At 39.9% G+C, this 14,923-nt stretch carries 11 protein-coding genes; 4 read left to right on the forward strand and 7 right to left on the reverse strand.

Annotated features, from left to right (window positions below):
• Positions 1-46: 46 nt before the first annotated feature.
• From P3J6_RS13960 to P3J6_RS13985, 6 genes are all read right to left on the reverse strand, one after another.
• A complete protein-coding gene (locus P3J6_RS13960) occupies positions 47-871 on the reverse strand; it encodes a M90 family metallopeptidase (RefSeq protein WP_198523341.1) in 825 nt (274 codons plus the stop codon).
• A gap of 139 nt (positions 872-1,010) precedes the next feature.
• Entirely contained in the window at positions 1,011-2,219 is a 1,209-nt protein-coding gene (locus P3J6_RS13965) for a M23 family metallopeptidase (RefSeq protein ID WP_198523342.1), read from the reverse strand.
• A 211-nt stretch (positions 2,220-2,430) separates the two neighbouring features.
• Complete coding sequence (locus tag P3J6_RS13970) at positions 2,431-5,319, reverse strand: ligand-binding sensor domain-containing diguanylate cyclase (protein ID WP_198523343.1); 2,889 nt, start codon at positions 5,317-5,319, stop codon at positions 2,431-2,433.
• A 110-nt stretch (positions 5,320-5,429) separates the two neighbouring features.
• Complete coding sequence (locus P3J6_RS13975) at positions 5,430-6,092, reverse strand: CatA-like O-acetyltransferase (protein ID WP_198523344.1); 663 nt, start codon at positions 6,090-6,092, stop codon at positions 5,430-5,432.
• 151 nt (positions 6,093-6,243) lie between these two features.
• Positions 6,244-7,284 (reverse strand): Leu/Phe/Val dehydrogenase, encoded by a 1,041-nt coding sequence (locus tag P3J6_RS13980; RefSeq protein WP_076918514.1) that lies wholly within the window; start codon positions 7,282-7,284, stop codon positions 6,244-6,246.
• Positions 7,285-7,715: 431 nt separating this feature from the next.
• On the reverse strand, positions 7,716-9,242 hold the full coding sequence (locus P3J6_RS13985) for a fumarate hydratase (RefSeq protein ID WP_010388533.1): 1,527 nt from the start codon (positions 9,240-9,242) through the stop codon (positions 7,716-7,718).
• A 166-nt stretch (positions 9,243-9,408) separates the two neighbouring features.
• Between P3J6_RS13985 and pabB the strand changes: the two genes are divergently transcribed.
• The 3 genes from pabB (at position 9,409) to P3J6_RS14000 (ending at position 12,813) form a co-directional block, all read left to right on the forward strand.
• Positions 9,409-10,767, forward strand: coding sequence for an aminodeoxychorismate synthase component I (gene pabB, locus P3J6_RS13990; protein ID WP_198523345.1), 1,359 nt, complete (start codon positions 9,409-9,411; stop codon positions 10,765-10,767).
• Positions 10,760-11,335, forward strand: a complete 576-nt coding sequence (locus P3J6_RS13995; protein WP_054201137.1) for an NUDIX hydrolase — start codon at positions 10,760-10,762, stop codon at positions 11,333-11,335. Before pabB ends, P3J6_RS13995 begins: the two co-directional genes overlap by 8 nt.
• 101 nt (positions 11,336-11,436) lie before the next feature.
• Positions 11,437-12,813 (forward strand): L-serine ammonia-lyase, encoded by a 1,377-nt coding sequence (locus P3J6_RS14000; protein ID WP_054201138.1) that lies wholly within the window; start codon positions 11,437-11,439, stop codon positions 12,811-12,813.
• Positions 12,814-12,880: 67 nt separating this feature from the next.
• Here the strand turns inward: P3J6_RS14000 and cysB are convergent, their stop codons facing one another.
• The gene (cysB, locus tag P3J6_RS14005; RefSeq protein ID WP_010388526.1) at positions 12,881-13,858 is read right to left on the reverse strand and encodes an HTH-type transcriptional regulator CysB; all 978 of its coding nucleotides are present in this window, start codon (positions 13,856-13,858) and stop codon (positions 12,881-12,883) included.
• Between the two features lie 297 nt (positions 13,859-14,155).
• Here cysB and P3J6_RS14010 point away from each other — a divergent pair, with 297 nt between their 5' ends.
• Complete coding sequence (locus P3J6_RS14010; protein WP_010388524.1) at positions 14,156-14,911, forward strand: hypothetical protein; 756 nt, start codon at positions 14,156-14,158, stop codon at positions 14,909-14,911.
• Positions 14,912-14,923: the final 12 nt, after the last annotated feature.

The following is a 14,923-nucleotide window of genomic DNA, read 5'->3' on the forward strand; positions in this document are numbered from 1 at the left end:
AAAAACGCTAGCAAGTTACCAGCGTAATAGGATGAAGTGCATAAAATTAATGCCAAACAATAGGATCAAATTGATAAAAATCTACCAGCAAACGGTAAATTTCAGGGTCATCGCGGCGTAAATCTGCGGGTTTTTCTAAGAACGTTTCGGTGATCACCGCAAAAAATTCTGCCTCATTTGTGGCTCCGTAGCTATGAATAACATGCGGCATGTTATAAGCAACGTGTGTTTTTAACTGCGAAAACGCTCGGCTAAATACCTTGCCCCATTGTTGATAGTGAGTCTGTGATGTAAGTAATGGCGTGCCGGTGGTTTTACCGGTCTCTTGATCAAGTTGATGCGCAAACTCATGAAACACTAAATTATGCCCGTCACTGGGTAAGCGGTTACCCTCAAGCACATCATGCCAGCTCAGCACCAGTGTGCCTCCTGGCCATGACTCACCTTGCCTTACGGTATTATGAAAACTAACAAGTCCTGCGTTATCGCGACTTGATTGAGGCGCATAATAGGCGCTGGGATAGAGTAAAATTTCCTTCACGTTTTTATACAAAGGCCAAGGTTTATTTAGTACCAGCAGGCAAGCATCGGCGGCAATAATGAGTTTCATTGCTTCAGTTAGTTGCAACCCATCACAGCCAACAAAGCGCTTTTCATTTAAAAACCACACAATATGAGATGCTAACTTGGCTCGATCTGCATCAGTCATTTTGTTATAAATTGGCATAGCCCGCAGCAACAGCGCATGCTGTTGTGGGCTTAATGATAAATGACTGTATTTACGGCGCCACAGAGTATTTTGAATATCAGGCCAACGCCAAAAAATAACGACAAACGCAAAAAGTAAGAAAATCAATAATCCGTTTACCATTTAATAGCCCTATAATTATCTATACAGTATTAATTGGTCCATAAAACTAGAATTCAATTATTTAACACTAAATAAAAAGCCACACATCTGTTAGAGCGTGGCCTTTTCTTTAACAAGTGAACTGTTTATTTATATCATTCTAGCGATACAAAGGCTGCCATGCACATGTACGATAGCCATATCGTTCAAAATAGAAACGATTACAGTTGGTGTCATAATTACTTGAGCCAACATCAATGCGATGCTCACTTATATATTTATTATGCAGAGAAACCTGTTGTCCATTATACAATAAAGTAAAATGAACATGAGGACCTGATGATTGGCCGCCCTCACACAATGCTTGATTATAATTATTTGCATAGCGACCTAACCATGCACCAGGTTGAACATAATCACCACTGCTATATTGAAGGTTTGACATGTGGTAGTAGTTGGTTGAATAGCCACTGGCGTGTGTAACTCGAATATTGCAGGAAGAAAAGCGAGTTACCGTTCCGCCATGCGCAGCTTGAACAAAAGGAGTATTAGCGCCCCAGCCACCAGAGCCATTGTTAAAATCAAGTGATGAGTATGGGTAGCCAGAACCTGTATTTGAGTGAGCGCCACCACTGTACCAATAGCCAGACGGCCACGGTAAGTTCATTTCAAAACTAGCGGCTAAAAGTTGTTTTTCATTATTTTGATCTACACTATTCAATGAACGTTGCAATTGACTAGTGTTACTAGGAAATACACGGTCAAACGTAGCTAAAAACTCAGTCAAAGTCTGTTGATTATTTTTAGAGTTTGATGCCAGTCTATCGCTATCTGCAAACAGACTTACTAGAGCCGCAGTTGCAGCTGTGCTACTCGTAGTTTGGGTTGCCTGATTGCGTCTTTTTAACTTATCTTGTGACTCTTGCCACTGCTTATATGCATAAAAGCGTTGACTTAATTTCATCACTACGTCTTTTACTTGCGCATCAAAACCACGCTTGTCTGTTATACCAGCTAAAGGGTTCTCAATATCAGCATTTGGGTTTGAAAGTAAGCCACTTTGTTGCTCTATCAGCGCTAAAATTACTTTTGGATTAATACTGGTATAACCTGCCCAGTGTAAAATGAGCTCTTTTTTATCTTCAATTGCTGACGCATGCAAAGAAAAAAAGTTATCCCAATCTTCGTTTAATAATGAGTCATTAAACACAAATTGCGTATCATCAATAGTCAGTAAAGAGTTAAGCTTGAGTGATGCTAAAGACTGTTTAGTAAACAAAAAGTCATCATGCTTATCGCCTTCAGCTAATACCACAGGTGAGGCCCCTAGAAGACTTGCGAATGTAATATTAATTATCTTGTTTTTCATCTTATATTCCTTAAGTAAAAAGCAAAAAAAACCCTTAATGGGTACACAAGGTATAGCACCCAAATTAAAATAAAGTTAATTAATATTACTTATGCTTACATATAATTACTTAATGAATTAATTTAACCTACACAAATAATAAAGAAGTTGAAATTATCTATATGATAAAAGCTGTCGGAAAAAAAGATTTAACGCATTAAAGCAGCTCTTTTTAGGAAGTTATGCACTCAACCCTATTTCGGCCATTGTTTTTTGCCTTGTATAAAGCTTGATCAGCACGAGATAATAACCGATCGTAATCATCGACATTATCTGAGTCAGAAACACCAAAGCTCACGGTTACACTAAGCCCCTGGGCAATAGACGAAAAATCATTATTTTCAATTTCTTTGCGTAATTGTTCACATAATTGCTGTGCTTGCACAGTATTCATGTCAGGAAATACAAATGTGAATTCTTCACCGCCCCAACGAGCCACTTCTTGCTCGCCTTCACAATGCGCTTTAAGAATATTGGCGACTTCACATATAACCTGATCGCCAATCAAATGAGACCAACCATCATTAATGCGTTTAAAGTGGTCAATATCCATAATGGCAATCGCAAGCGGAGTATTACGCGCTTTAAAATCTGTAAAGTTGTCGGCCAGCCAACCATCAAATGCCCGGCGATTCGGTAAGTCGGTGAGCTGATCATGGGTAGCTTGATAAGCAAAGGCACTTGCTTGCTCTTGAAGTGCTTGGGTTTGCTTCACCACTCGGCTAGTTAGCTCTTTTTCTACTTGCTTATAGCGATACAAGCGATAACGATATGCACTATATATGACAACCACAAAAATAAAAAACACCACTAGCTTAAAGCTGGTTTTTTGCCAAAAATGCGATTGAATTTCAAAATGAATCACTTTGTCATTTTGCTGCCAATCGGTATTAGGATAGGCAGAACGCACTGCAAATGAATATTTCCCCGCGGGTAAATTAGTATATTCAGCTGTTGCAATATGAAAACGATCAACCCATTCATCGTTAAAACCTTTCATTTTTGTTTGAAAGTTTAATCGCTGCGGCATGATAAAACTTAAGCCCGCATAATGGAACGACAGTCGTGTAACTCCAGGTGGCAAAACAAGTGTGTCACCATCAACAGGCAATAACATGGGTTTACCATCTACAGAAAAACTTTCTACAATAGTTGGTAACGGTATCTCGGTGGCTTCTTTTAATCGCGCGGGTTTAACCGTACTCACCCCTTTTGCGGTGGCAAACCAAATAGTACCATCTGAATGCGCTGTAGCCGAAGGCGTTGACCCTCCATTGGCTTGCGCACTGAGCATGCCATCGCCCTCATCGTATAATTGAAAAGCTAGCGTCTGACTACCTTTTGTAGCTGAATCTAGTAGCTGATTAACCTGCTTATAATTAACTTCAATAATGCCACGGTTACTTGATAGCCAAAGTGAATCTTTAAAGGGCACAATTTGAAAAAGCTTATCAACCGGTAATCCTAACTCCCTCCCTAAAATAGTCATATGGCCATTTGAATGTTGATAACGCAATAAACCTCTATCGGTCGCCATCCAGGTATATTTATCGTCAATATAAAAGCCAAACGCATATTTAGCCGAAAACGCTTCAGGGAACTGAATTGGTTTAAATTTATCCGTATTGGTATTGTAAACTACTACGCCATTTCCAGTTCCTATCCAAATATTTGCCCTCTTATCTTCACTCAAAGCTAGAATAAAGCCACTCGGCAACTCTTTCTCATTAGTAAATTGCACTAAACTGCCGTCGGTATTAACTCGCGTTAACCCCATGGCTGAACCTACCCATAAACGATTTTTTGAATCAAAAAGTAACGAGCGTACTTCATTACTACCAAGGCCATTATCACGATTTAAGTAAGGTACAAGCTCGTTATTAACCACCTTTAAAACACCTGAAGTATAAGTACCGACCCAAACATCACCTTGGCTTTGTTCAAGTAAGCTCAATACTGAATAAGGAGAGCCTTGCTTAGTTCCTTTAATATGGGTAATTTTATTGTTTTGCAGCCGATCTAAGCCTGTACTCCCGCCTATCCATAAACTGCCATCAGAATGTGAAAGTACCGTGCGAACGTAGTCGCTAGATAAGCCTCGCTTTTTTCCCCACGATGAAAACGGGGCCTCTCTCAATCTAAATACACCCGCGTTGGTACCTACCCAAATACTGTTTTCTCTGTCTTGCAATAACGACAATATGCGGTTTGCAGGTAAGCCATTTTTAGCATCTAATTGTTCTATGCCATCAACACTAAGCCTAAATACCCCTTTATTAATAGTGCCAAACCATAAATCACCATGGTTATCTTCTAATAAACTAGAAATCGACTCAGCACTAAGCTGTGGATGGGGTGACTCGAACACATTGCCATTTAATACTCGCGCACCTCTTTCACTACCAATAACAAGGCGTCCTTCACGGGTAATCAATAGAGTATATACAGGTGCATCTGGCAAACCATTATGTGGAGTCATCAATGTAGCCGTGTAGTTAACTATTTTATACAGCCCATCACTGGTTGCAGCCCATATAGTGCCCTGCTTATCTTCAATTATTCTATAAGCACTGACGTTTTGTATTATTGGGATATCTTGAGTGCTTTTGGCAGGTCGATAAAACACACCATCATTTTCAAGTGCTAACCACAAATCCTCGTTTTTACTCTTAAATACGTGATTAACCATTGCTTGGGCATTAGGTTGAGTGTCCCATTGTCGGTGCTGATATAAACTAATACCGCCGCGCGCTCCGGCTATGAGTAAGCCGCCATCGGATGTGGGGGTAAGCGCACGTACGCCTGAGTCAGGCAAATCGGTAATTTCTGAGCGGGTAAATAGTTTAAATTCTTGACCGTTAAAGCGGGCAAGCCCTTCCCAAGTACCTACCCATAAATAGCCATCTTGTGTTTGTGCAAGGCTATTAATGCTATTGTGAGGAAGGCCCGAACGGGTATTCCACGTTTCAAAAAAATAATCGCGCAACGGCAGCCGAGTCTGTTGCTGAGCATTAACAGTAAAAATCACCAACAAGAAACATAAAATCACCAAGCGATTCATCAGACACTGCCTTTATAATTATTAGTTTTTATATTTGAGTAAATTCAAGGTGAAAATTTAATTAGAAAACATCACCAACAAATAATAACATAAGATTTACAACTTTTTCATTAAGTATTATCACTCAAACTATCAAATGTATGTTGCAATCGTTGGATGAACTTAGCCACATGTAGTCCATCTAGTAACGCATGATGAACATCAATAGAGAGTGGCATTTCGCCTGTATCGGGGTTGTATTGGCCAAACACAAATTTAGGAATACCGCAGCTTTGACCCTGGGTGAACGCATGCGAAAAGCTACTAAAATTTAACCAAGGTAAAACAGAAACGTGAATCAAATCAGCTTGCCCTTCAGTTGCGGTAAAGGCATCAGAAAACAGCGGATTTAATTTTGCTTCATGACTTATCGCTTTTGCTTTATGAGCAAACTCATTTAACGAATTTTGCTGTTTAAAATAACTGAAGCGAAACGAATCATCATCGGCAAGCTCAACCACACTCGCGCGCGTGATGTTTAAATAATAAGGTTTTTGATTAACAATACGCAGCATCATCGGCTCATACTCATGACATGCTTTTAATAAGCAATAAACATAACCATGAAAAAAAGCACGATTAGTTTGTTTACACGCGGTATATAACTTTTTAGCACTGAGCTTTACACAAACATTAAAATAAGGCTGAGTGAAGTTTTGAAACAATTCAAAATGTTGTTTGCGCGGCCACTGATCAAAATCAATAGCCCGAAGAGATAAATCGGCAGAAGACATAAAGTATACACAGAGCAAAAGTAAAATTTTACCTCGCTTTGCCTATATTCGCATTAATTAAAATGATGCTTTGGGTGTAGTTATACCAAAGTCTTATATAGGCATAAAAAAAGGAGCGATATTCGCTCCTTAGTTGAACTAAATAAAAAACTTAAAGTCCGTTTTCAATAATTTCTTGAGCAAGCTCATCAGCAATTAAATGCGTTGATTTTTGTTCTTTTTCACTACGGGTAAAGATTTCAGCTAATGTATCGAAAATTTTCTCTACGTGTTTATTAGACGCCTCTTTACTGTAACCTTCAGGCGCTGTTTCGTAATACACGTTAATAATACCGCCCGCATTTATTACATAATCTGGTGCGTATAAAATACCTTTTTCACGTAAAATTTCACCATGGCGTGATTCTGCAAGCTGATTATTTGCACAACCTGCAACAATTGTTGCTTTTAAACGAGGGATTGTTGTGTCATTGATAGTGGCACCTAACGCACAAGGCGCATATACATCAACATCTAAGTCGTATATTTCATCAATACCAACCGCTGTTGCACCAAAATCGTTGACTACACGCTCTACCGCTGCTTGGTTAATATCGGTAACAAATAATTCTGCACCAGCTTCAGCCAAGTGCTTACATAATCCATAAGCCACCGCACCTAAACCTTGCACAGCCACTTTAATACCTGAGAAATCTTGAATGCCGCGCTGATGATGAAGCGCTGCTTTCATACCTAAAAACGTGCCGTAAGCTGTAAATGGCGATGGGTTACCACTTTTGCCTTCAAGGCCTAGCACGTAATTTGTTTCTTTGTTCATTAACGCCACATCATCACACGTGATGTTTACGTCTTCTGCTGAGTAGTAACTGCCATTTAAACGCTCTAATTGACGACCAAATGCACGAAACAACTGTTCAGACTTGATCTCTTTTGCATTGCCAATAATAACTGACTTACCACCACCAAATGGCAAGCGTGCCACAGCATTTTTATAGGTCATCCCTTTTGATAAGCGCAATACGTCGTAAACTGCATCCTCATCGTTGGCATAATCCCACATTCTACAACCACCTACAGCTGGGCCTAAATTTGTGTTATGTACCGCAATAATAGCCTTTAAACCAGACGCTTTGTCTGAACAAAAAACCACTTGTTCATGGTTATCAAATTCAACTTGATTAAATACAACCACTTTAAATACTCCGAAAATAATGGGCCCTTTTGGGCAAGCACGCTACAAATTGACGAGACTTTATCACTTCAGTTGATGGTTCGCCACACTATGAGTAGATAAACCAAATAAACCGCACTCAATAGAAAAATAAAACGGTTTATCGCGATAAATAAGCATAAAAAATTTAATAATAATTATATTATTAAGTATAAAAGCTAAAAACGTCATCGCGATTAAAGTTTACGCTTACGTGAACGTCACTTTGAATTTATATGTAAACTTAATAGTACATCTTGAAAAAGAACACTACATCATAAAATACAATGGGTTATATAATATCTGTCTGCGCAGTATAAACTGGTCTGAGGTGTTTAAGTATCTGCAAATTTTAAAAATAAAAAAACGAGCACGGGGTGCTCGCTTTTATGATTGCTGTTTATACAGAAAACTTACTTCATTTTACTGTCTAGTTCTTCAATTTTTGCTTTCCAAATTGCAGGACCTTGGGTGTGAGCATTTTCACCTTCGCTGTCAACGGCTACTGTTACTGGCATATCTTCTACTTCAAATTCGTAGATAGCTTCCATACCTAAATCTTCAAACGCAACAACACGTGCTTTTTTAATCGCTTTAGATACTAAGTATGCCGCACCACCTACAGCCATTAAATACACTGACTGATGCTTTTTAATAGATTCAACCGTTGCTGGGCCTCGTTCAGCTTTACCAATCATTCCCACGATGCCTGTTTTTTCTAACATCATGTCGGTAAATTTATCCATACGAGTAGCCGTTGTCGGGCCTGCAGGACCTACTGCTTCATCGCCTACTGCATCCACAGGACCAACGTAGTAAATAAACTTGTTATCAAAATCAACACCTTCAGGTAAACCTTCCCCTGAGTTGATCATATCTTGCAGACGCTTATGAGCAGCATCTCGACCCGTTAAAATAGTACCTGAGAGTAAAACGGTTTCACCCATTTTCCATTCTTTAGTGTCTTCTTTAGTCAGGGTATCTAAATTAACACGGCGTGTGCCCTCACCGACTTCGAAAGTCACTTCTGGCCAGTCTTCTAATTTAGGTGCTTTTAAATTCGCAGGGCCTGAACCATCAAGCGTAAAGTGAACGTGGCGCGTAGCAGCACAATTTGGGATCATAACCACTGGCTTTGAAGCCGCGTGAGTTGGCGCCGTTTTAATTTTAATATCAACAACCGTGGTTAAACCGCCAAGACCTTGCGCACCAATACCTAATTTATTCGCACGTTCAAAAATTTCTAAACGCAGCTTTTCTTCTGTTGTTTCTGCGCCGCGCTCAATGAGTTCATGAATATCAACCGGATCCATTAATGACTCTTTCGCCATTACCGCTGCTTTTTCTGCAGTGCCACCAATACCTATGCCTAGCATACCTGGTGGACACCAACCCGCCCCCATTGTTGGTAACGTTTTTTCTACCCACTCGGCCACATCGTCAGATGGGTTTAACATCACCATTTTACTTTTGTTCTCTGAGCCACCACCCTTAGCAGCCACCATCACTTCAACTTTATCGCCTGCAACTAAATCAATGTGTACCACTGATGGCGTATTATCTTTAGTATTTTTACGTGTTCCCGCAGGGTCGGCAACAATCGACGCGCGCAATGGGTTATCTGGATTTAAGTACGCACGACGCGTCCCCTCATCAACCATTTGTTGTACTGTTAAGTCGGTTTTATCCCAATTAACATCCATACCTACTTTTACGAAACAGGTGATGATCCCAGTATCCTGGCACAGCGGACGCTTACCTTCTGCCGACATACGCGAGTTAATTAAGATTTGTGCAATCGCATCTTTAGCGGCTTTGCTTTGCTCTTTGTTATACGCTTTTTCTAGCGCTTGAACAAAATCAAGAGGGTGGTAAAACGAGATATATTGCAAAGCATCTTCAATGCTATCAATAAAGTCTTGCTGACGAATTGTACTCATAGTGGTTCCTTAAGTTGTTGTTACGCACGCTGCACGTAAGCGATATCAAACCCGTGACGGTGGTTCGAACTGTTTTCAACCACAGCGCTCACTAAACGCTGCCAAAAAAATTTGACTTATGATACCCTCCCAGCCCGTTTCGAGCCAGTTCTTAAAGGGGTAGTAAATGCTAAACAATAAAAAAAATTGTGTTGAATTAGCCATATCACAAAATTGTATAGAGGTATTTTCGCATTTTGCTCATTTACCCTACGCTATTTTGCTAGATTCGGGTGATAGCGATCACATTAACAGTCGTTTTGACATGATTGCGATTGAACCTCAAAGCACCCTGGAAGTTAAAAATAATCAAACTGTTTTTAATAACCAAGCGAGTGCTAAAAGCTGCTTTGAAATAATGAACGATGAATTAGCAAAGCTTGATACAACAAAAGCCGCTAACAATTTACCCTTTAATGGTGGCTGGCTTGGTTATTTTGGTTATGACTTAGGGCGTACCATAGAGCAACTGCCAAGCAGTGCTTTAAACGATATTGATTTACCGCAAATGGCCGTTGGACTTTATCTTGATGCACTGATTTACGATAAACAACTGGATACTTGGTTTTATGTTTCACAGCCCAATGTAAATCGTCTCTCGCAGTATCAGCAGCATTTAGCGCAACCACCTAAACATGAAAGCTTTTCGCTTACATCACAGTGGCAGTCAAATATGAGTCAGAGGAGTTATAGCGAAAAGTTTGCCGCGATTGAAGAATACTTAAAAAGTGGTGATTGTTATCAAATTAACCTAGCGCAGCGTTTTAGCGCACATTACCAAGGGTTTCCTTGGGCGGCCTATGTTAAATTAACGCAGGCCAATAAAGCGCCTTTTTCTAGTTTTATAAATCATCCGCAAGGCGCTATTTTATCAATATCACCCGAGCGTTTTATTGCAGTGCACGACAACAAGGTAGAAACAAAACCTATTAAAGGCACGCTACCACGTAAAGCCGATGCTTTAGAAGATGCCAAACAAGCCACATTACTGGCAAACTCCAGTAAAGACCGCGCTGAAAATGTCATGATAGTAGACCTGCTACGAAATGATTTAGGTAAAGTCGCAAAACCGGGCTCTGTGGTTGTACCTTCTTTATTTGCTATTGAAAGCTTTCCGGCAGTACACCATTTGGTAAGTACAGTTACATCCATCCTTGATGAAGGAAAAACAGCAGTCGATCAACTTGAAGCTGCATTCCCTGGAGGGTCTATTACCGGGGCACCAAAAGTGCGCGCAATGGAAATAATAGAAGAGCTGGAGCCACACAGACGCAGTATTTATTGTGGCTCTATTGGCTATATTAGCGCCTGCGGTAATATGGATACCAGTATTACCATTCGAACTTTAGTTACTCATCATCAGCAAATACATTGTTGGGCTGGCGGTGGCATTGTTGCTGATTCAAAAGTCGAATTGGAATATCAAGAAACATACGATAAAGTAAATAAAATACTCCCTATATTAAATGAAGGTCGCTTTGAATAGTGAAACCATTTCGGCTCGTTTTCAATTAAACCGCAGTTTAGCCGTGGATCAGCTCAAAGATAATAAAAAAAAGCGCGCCAGTGCAGTGATGCTACCTTTGATTGATATAGATAACGAAGCACATGTTTTATTGTGTAAGCGGCCAACCTATTTACATCACCACCCTGGGGAGATTTGTTTACCGGGTGGTAAATTTGAAATTAATGATGTTAACCTGCGCACCACGGCACTGCGTGAATTACATGAGGAGCTAAACATTCCCCCACATAATGTTCAAGTTTTAGGCCAGCTGCCGGAATACTCTACCCTTACTGGATTTACTATACGTCCTTTTGTGGGCTTAATTAAAAAAGAAACGGTATGGGAGAACGATCATAACGAAGTACAAGCCAGCTTTTTACTCTCTATAAAAGCACTGAACAACGAAGCTAATTGGCAACCAATCCCCTTTGAACGTAATGGAAAAGCCCTAACTTTAAATGGCTTTATCACTCCTCACGGGCTTTTGTGGGGTGCCACAGCCAGCATTATTAAAAACTTTACAAAACAACTCGCCATACCAGTTTAAATCTTTGCTAATAAGGGTTACACACCTGCATTTCCACGTTATTATAGTCGACCGTTCAAAGAACAGCTTAATGCTGAGAAAACTAAGTAGAGACACACATTATGATCAGTGCATTTGACATGTTTAGCATTGGTATTGGCCCCTCATCGTCACATACCGTCGGCCCAATGCGTGCATCACGCTTATTTGTTAATGACCTAGATGAGCAACAACTATTAGCAAATGTAACCGATGTAAAAGTAGAGCTTTACGGCTCACTGGGGCAAACAGGTGTTGGTCATGGTTCGGGAAAAGCAGTGATCCTTGGCCTAGCCGGTTATGACCCTGAAACCATTGATGCCGATTTAGTGGACGATATTTTAGCAAAAATAGAAAATGAGCAGGTTATTTATCTAAACCAAACTCATAAAGCTAAATTCCCTAAACAAGGCGCTATTGTTTTTCATCGTAGAAAAACACTCCCTAAACATTCCAACGCAATGGAAATTATTGCCTATAACAATGGCGAAAAAGTATATAGCAAAGTTTACTACTCTATTGGTGGCGGGTTTATTGTTACAGATGAAGAGTTTGAAAAAGAAAAACAAGCGGCCTTAGATATTCGCGAAGAAAACCCTGCCCCGTTCCCGTTTGGAACGGCTAAAGAATTACTCGAAATGTGTAAAGAGTCGGGTTACAGCGTATCAACGTTAATGATGAAAAACGAAAAAACCTTACGCAGTGAAGAAGCCATAAAAGATGAATTATTTAATATTTGGCAAGTAATGAAAGCCTGTATTGAACGTGGTATGCGTACCGAAGGTATTTTACCTGGTGGTTTGAAAGTAAAACGCCGTGCACCAAGCTTATATTTAAAGCTCAATGTAGAAGTGAGTAACGATCCACTTCGTGCTATGGATTGGGTTGATTTATTCGCATTAGCAGTGAATGAAGAAAATGCAGCAGGCGGTCGTGTGGTTACTGCACCAACAAATGGTGCAGCTGGTATCCTACCAGCCGTATTAATGTACTATCATACTTTTATCAAAGAAGTTGACCGCGACATTGCTACTCGGTATTTATTAACCGCGGCCGCTATTGGTATTTTATACAAAAAAAATGCCTCTATCTCAGGTGCTGAAGTGGGTTGCCAAGGTGAAGTTGGTGTTGCCTGTTCAATGGCTGCTGGTGCGCTGACTGAAATTGTTGGTGGTAACGTGGTACACGTAGAAAATGCCGCTGAAATTGGCATGGAACATAACTTAGGATTGACCTGCGACCCAGTGGGCGGCTTAGTGCAGGTACCTTGTATTGAGCGTAATGCAATGGGCGCTATTAAAGCAATTAATGCTTCTCGTCTTGCTATTCGCGGTAGTGGAGAACAAAAAGTATCGCTTGATAAAGTAATTAAAACCATGCTCGATACCGGTAACGATATGAAAACAAAATACAAAGAAACCGCTCGCGGTGGATTAGCTGTTAACATTATCGAGTGCTAATTAGATAGCATAAAAAAAGCCGCTTAGTTGCAAAACTAAGCGGCTTTTTCATTACTGTTTATGGCGGTTATTTAACTGGCAATTCGATATCAGCAAATAATTTATCAACATCGTCTTGATTACGCAGCAAACTTGCTCGCTCTACTCGCTCTTTGGTTAAATGCGGTGCAAAACGTTCGATAAAGTCATACATGTAGGTACGTAAAAAGCTACCTTTTCTAAAACCAATCTTAGTGGTGCTTGCTTCAAATAAATGGCTAGCATCAATGCACACTAAGTCGTTGTCGTTTACCTGGTCAATTGCCATAGATGCAACCACACCGACACCTAATCCCAGGCGCACATACGTTTTAATAACATCGGCATCGGTGGCGGTAAATACAATATGCGGCTCAAGCCCATAGGCGTTAAATGCTTTATCAAGCTCTGAGCGACCAGTAAAACCAAATACATAAGTGATCAAAGGATACTGCGCTATATCTGCCACCGTTAAGTTATCGACTTTTTTCGCAAGGGGGTGATCTTTAGCAACCACAATACTGCGATTCCAGTGATAACAAGGCAACATAACTAAATCTGAATATAAGTGCAGTGCTTCAGTAGCAATCGCAAAATCTGCATCACCGCGCGCAGCTGCATCCGATATTTGCTGCGGCGTACCTTGGTGCATATGCAGTGACACTGCTGGGTATTTTTGGGTAAAGCCTTGAATTACGCTTGGTAACGCATAACGTGCTTGGGTGTGCGTAGTCGCAATATTAAGTTTACCTTGATCGGGCAGCGTATGTTCATTAGCAACCGCTTTAATGCCCTCAACTTTTGAGAGTATTTCTCGCGATATGTTAATGATTTCTTCGCCAGCACCTGTAACGTGAGTTAAATGTTTACCACTACGGCCAAAAATTTGTACACCTAGTTCATCTTCTAACATACGTACTTGCTTAGAAATACCAGGCTGGGAGGTAAATAAACTCTCAGCGGTAGCTGAAACATTTAATTTATGATTTTGAACTTCTACGATATATCTAAGTTGTTGTAATTTCATGGCTATGTAGTTTCGTTATAATTCACATTGACAGATAAAAGCGCACCCTAATTAATAGGTAACTATATAAAAGGCTGATTAAGGTTACACAATGTAACAATTAATTTATTGAAATTTCAGGTTAACACAATAAATAAAGTTGAGATAGCAATGATTATCAGCAAACAAAACATAACACATTAAGATTTAAACGCTTTATGCATGGTGTTTTTTTTAGTTAATCGGCGCAAAGTTTCCCACCTTTTATATATTTAATGTAAGATTAGATAATAAGGTTAAGAATTTGAGAATTATAACATGATCGTTTCCATTATAATTGTATTAATTGTTGCGCTTATCGTCATTGCACTGTGGGTTAGTGCTGTTCAACAACACAAAGAAAAACAAGAAGCTGAACGACGTAAAGAGCTAACAAAACAAAAAGCTATCATTGAAGAAACTGAAGAGGCGTTAATGAATAGCGCTAATATCCCACTTTCAGAAGCAACTCAGCGAATATTACAACGTCGTATTCATGATGCGCTAAGTAATATGGTGTCTATTTCAAGCGGTGGTAGCGGACTAAAAAACCGCTTAAAAGAAGCAAAAGAGCGACTACAAAATCCGATTCAAGACGGCTCGGATGGTTTTGTTTTACCAGGTAATGACAAGCAACTGATATCACTAATACAGGGTATAAAAAAGCTCCGTACTATTATCCGTTCTGAGCACAACAAAGGGAAAGTTGACAGCCAAGCGTTTATTGCAGAAGACAAACGCCTTGAGAAGCTACAACTAAGAATCAACATTGAAAGCCAGATAAAACGTGGTCTAGCAGCTCAAACAGCCGGTATGGTAGGCTCTGCTAGGCAGTACTTTGAAAAAGCAGCTGCCACACTTAACAGTGTGTCATTTAATGATGATTACATTACTGCAAAACGAGTTGAAGTTGAAGGCTATCTAGAAACAATAAGCACTGAATTAAAGGCATCAAACGCTACATCATTGAAGAAAAAGAACGAACAAGAGCAAGATGATTTAGACGTACTGTTTGCACCGAAAAAGAAATGGTAATCCATTACCTAA

Source organism: Pseudoalteromonas sp. 3J6 (assembly GCF_903995135.1).
In the GTDB taxonomy this organism is placed as follows: domain Bacteria; phylum Pseudomonadota; class Gammaproteobacteria; order Enterobacterales; family Alteromonadaceae; genus Pseudoalteromonas.

What these genes read in the sequence shown, in the direction of transcription:
- P3J6_RS13960 (WP_198523341.1), bottom strand. Translation starts at nt 871, where the DNA reads ATGGTAAACGGATTATTGATTTTCTTACTTTTTGCGTTTGTCGTTATT.
- P3J6_RS13965 (WP_198523342.1), bottom strand. Translation starts at nt 2,219, where the DNA reads ATGAAAAACAAGATAATTAATATTACATTCGCAAGTCTTCTAGGGGCC.
- P3J6_RS13970 (WP_198523343.1), bottom strand. Translation starts at nt 5,319, where the DNA reads ATGAATCGCTTGGTGATTTTATGTTTCTTGTTGGTGATTTTTACTGTT.
- P3J6_RS13975 (WP_198523344.1), bottom strand. Translation starts at nt 6,092, where the DNA reads ATGTCTTCTGCCGATTTATCTCTTCGGGCTATTGATTTTGATCAGTGG.
- P3J6_RS13985 (WP_010388533.1), bottom strand. Translation starts at nt 9,242, where the DNA reads ATGAGTACAATTCGTCAGCAAGACTTTATTGATAGCATTGAAGATGCT.
- pabB (WP_198523345.1), top strand. Translation starts at nt 9,409, where the DNA reads ATGCTAAACAATAAAAAAAATTGTGTTGAATTAGCCATATCACAAAAT.
- P3J6_RS14000 (WP_054201138.1), top strand. Translation starts at nt 11,437, where the DNA reads ATGATCAGTGCATTTGACATGTTTAGCATTGGTATTGGCCCCTCATCG.
- cysB (WP_010388526.1), bottom strand. Translation starts at nt 13,858, where the DNA reads ATGAAATTACAACAACTTAGATATATCGTAGAAGTTCAAAATCATAAA.
- P3J6_RS14010 (WP_010388524.1), top strand. Translation starts at nt 14,156, where the DNA reads ATGATCGTTTCCATTATAATTGTATTAATTGTTGCGCTTATCGTCATT.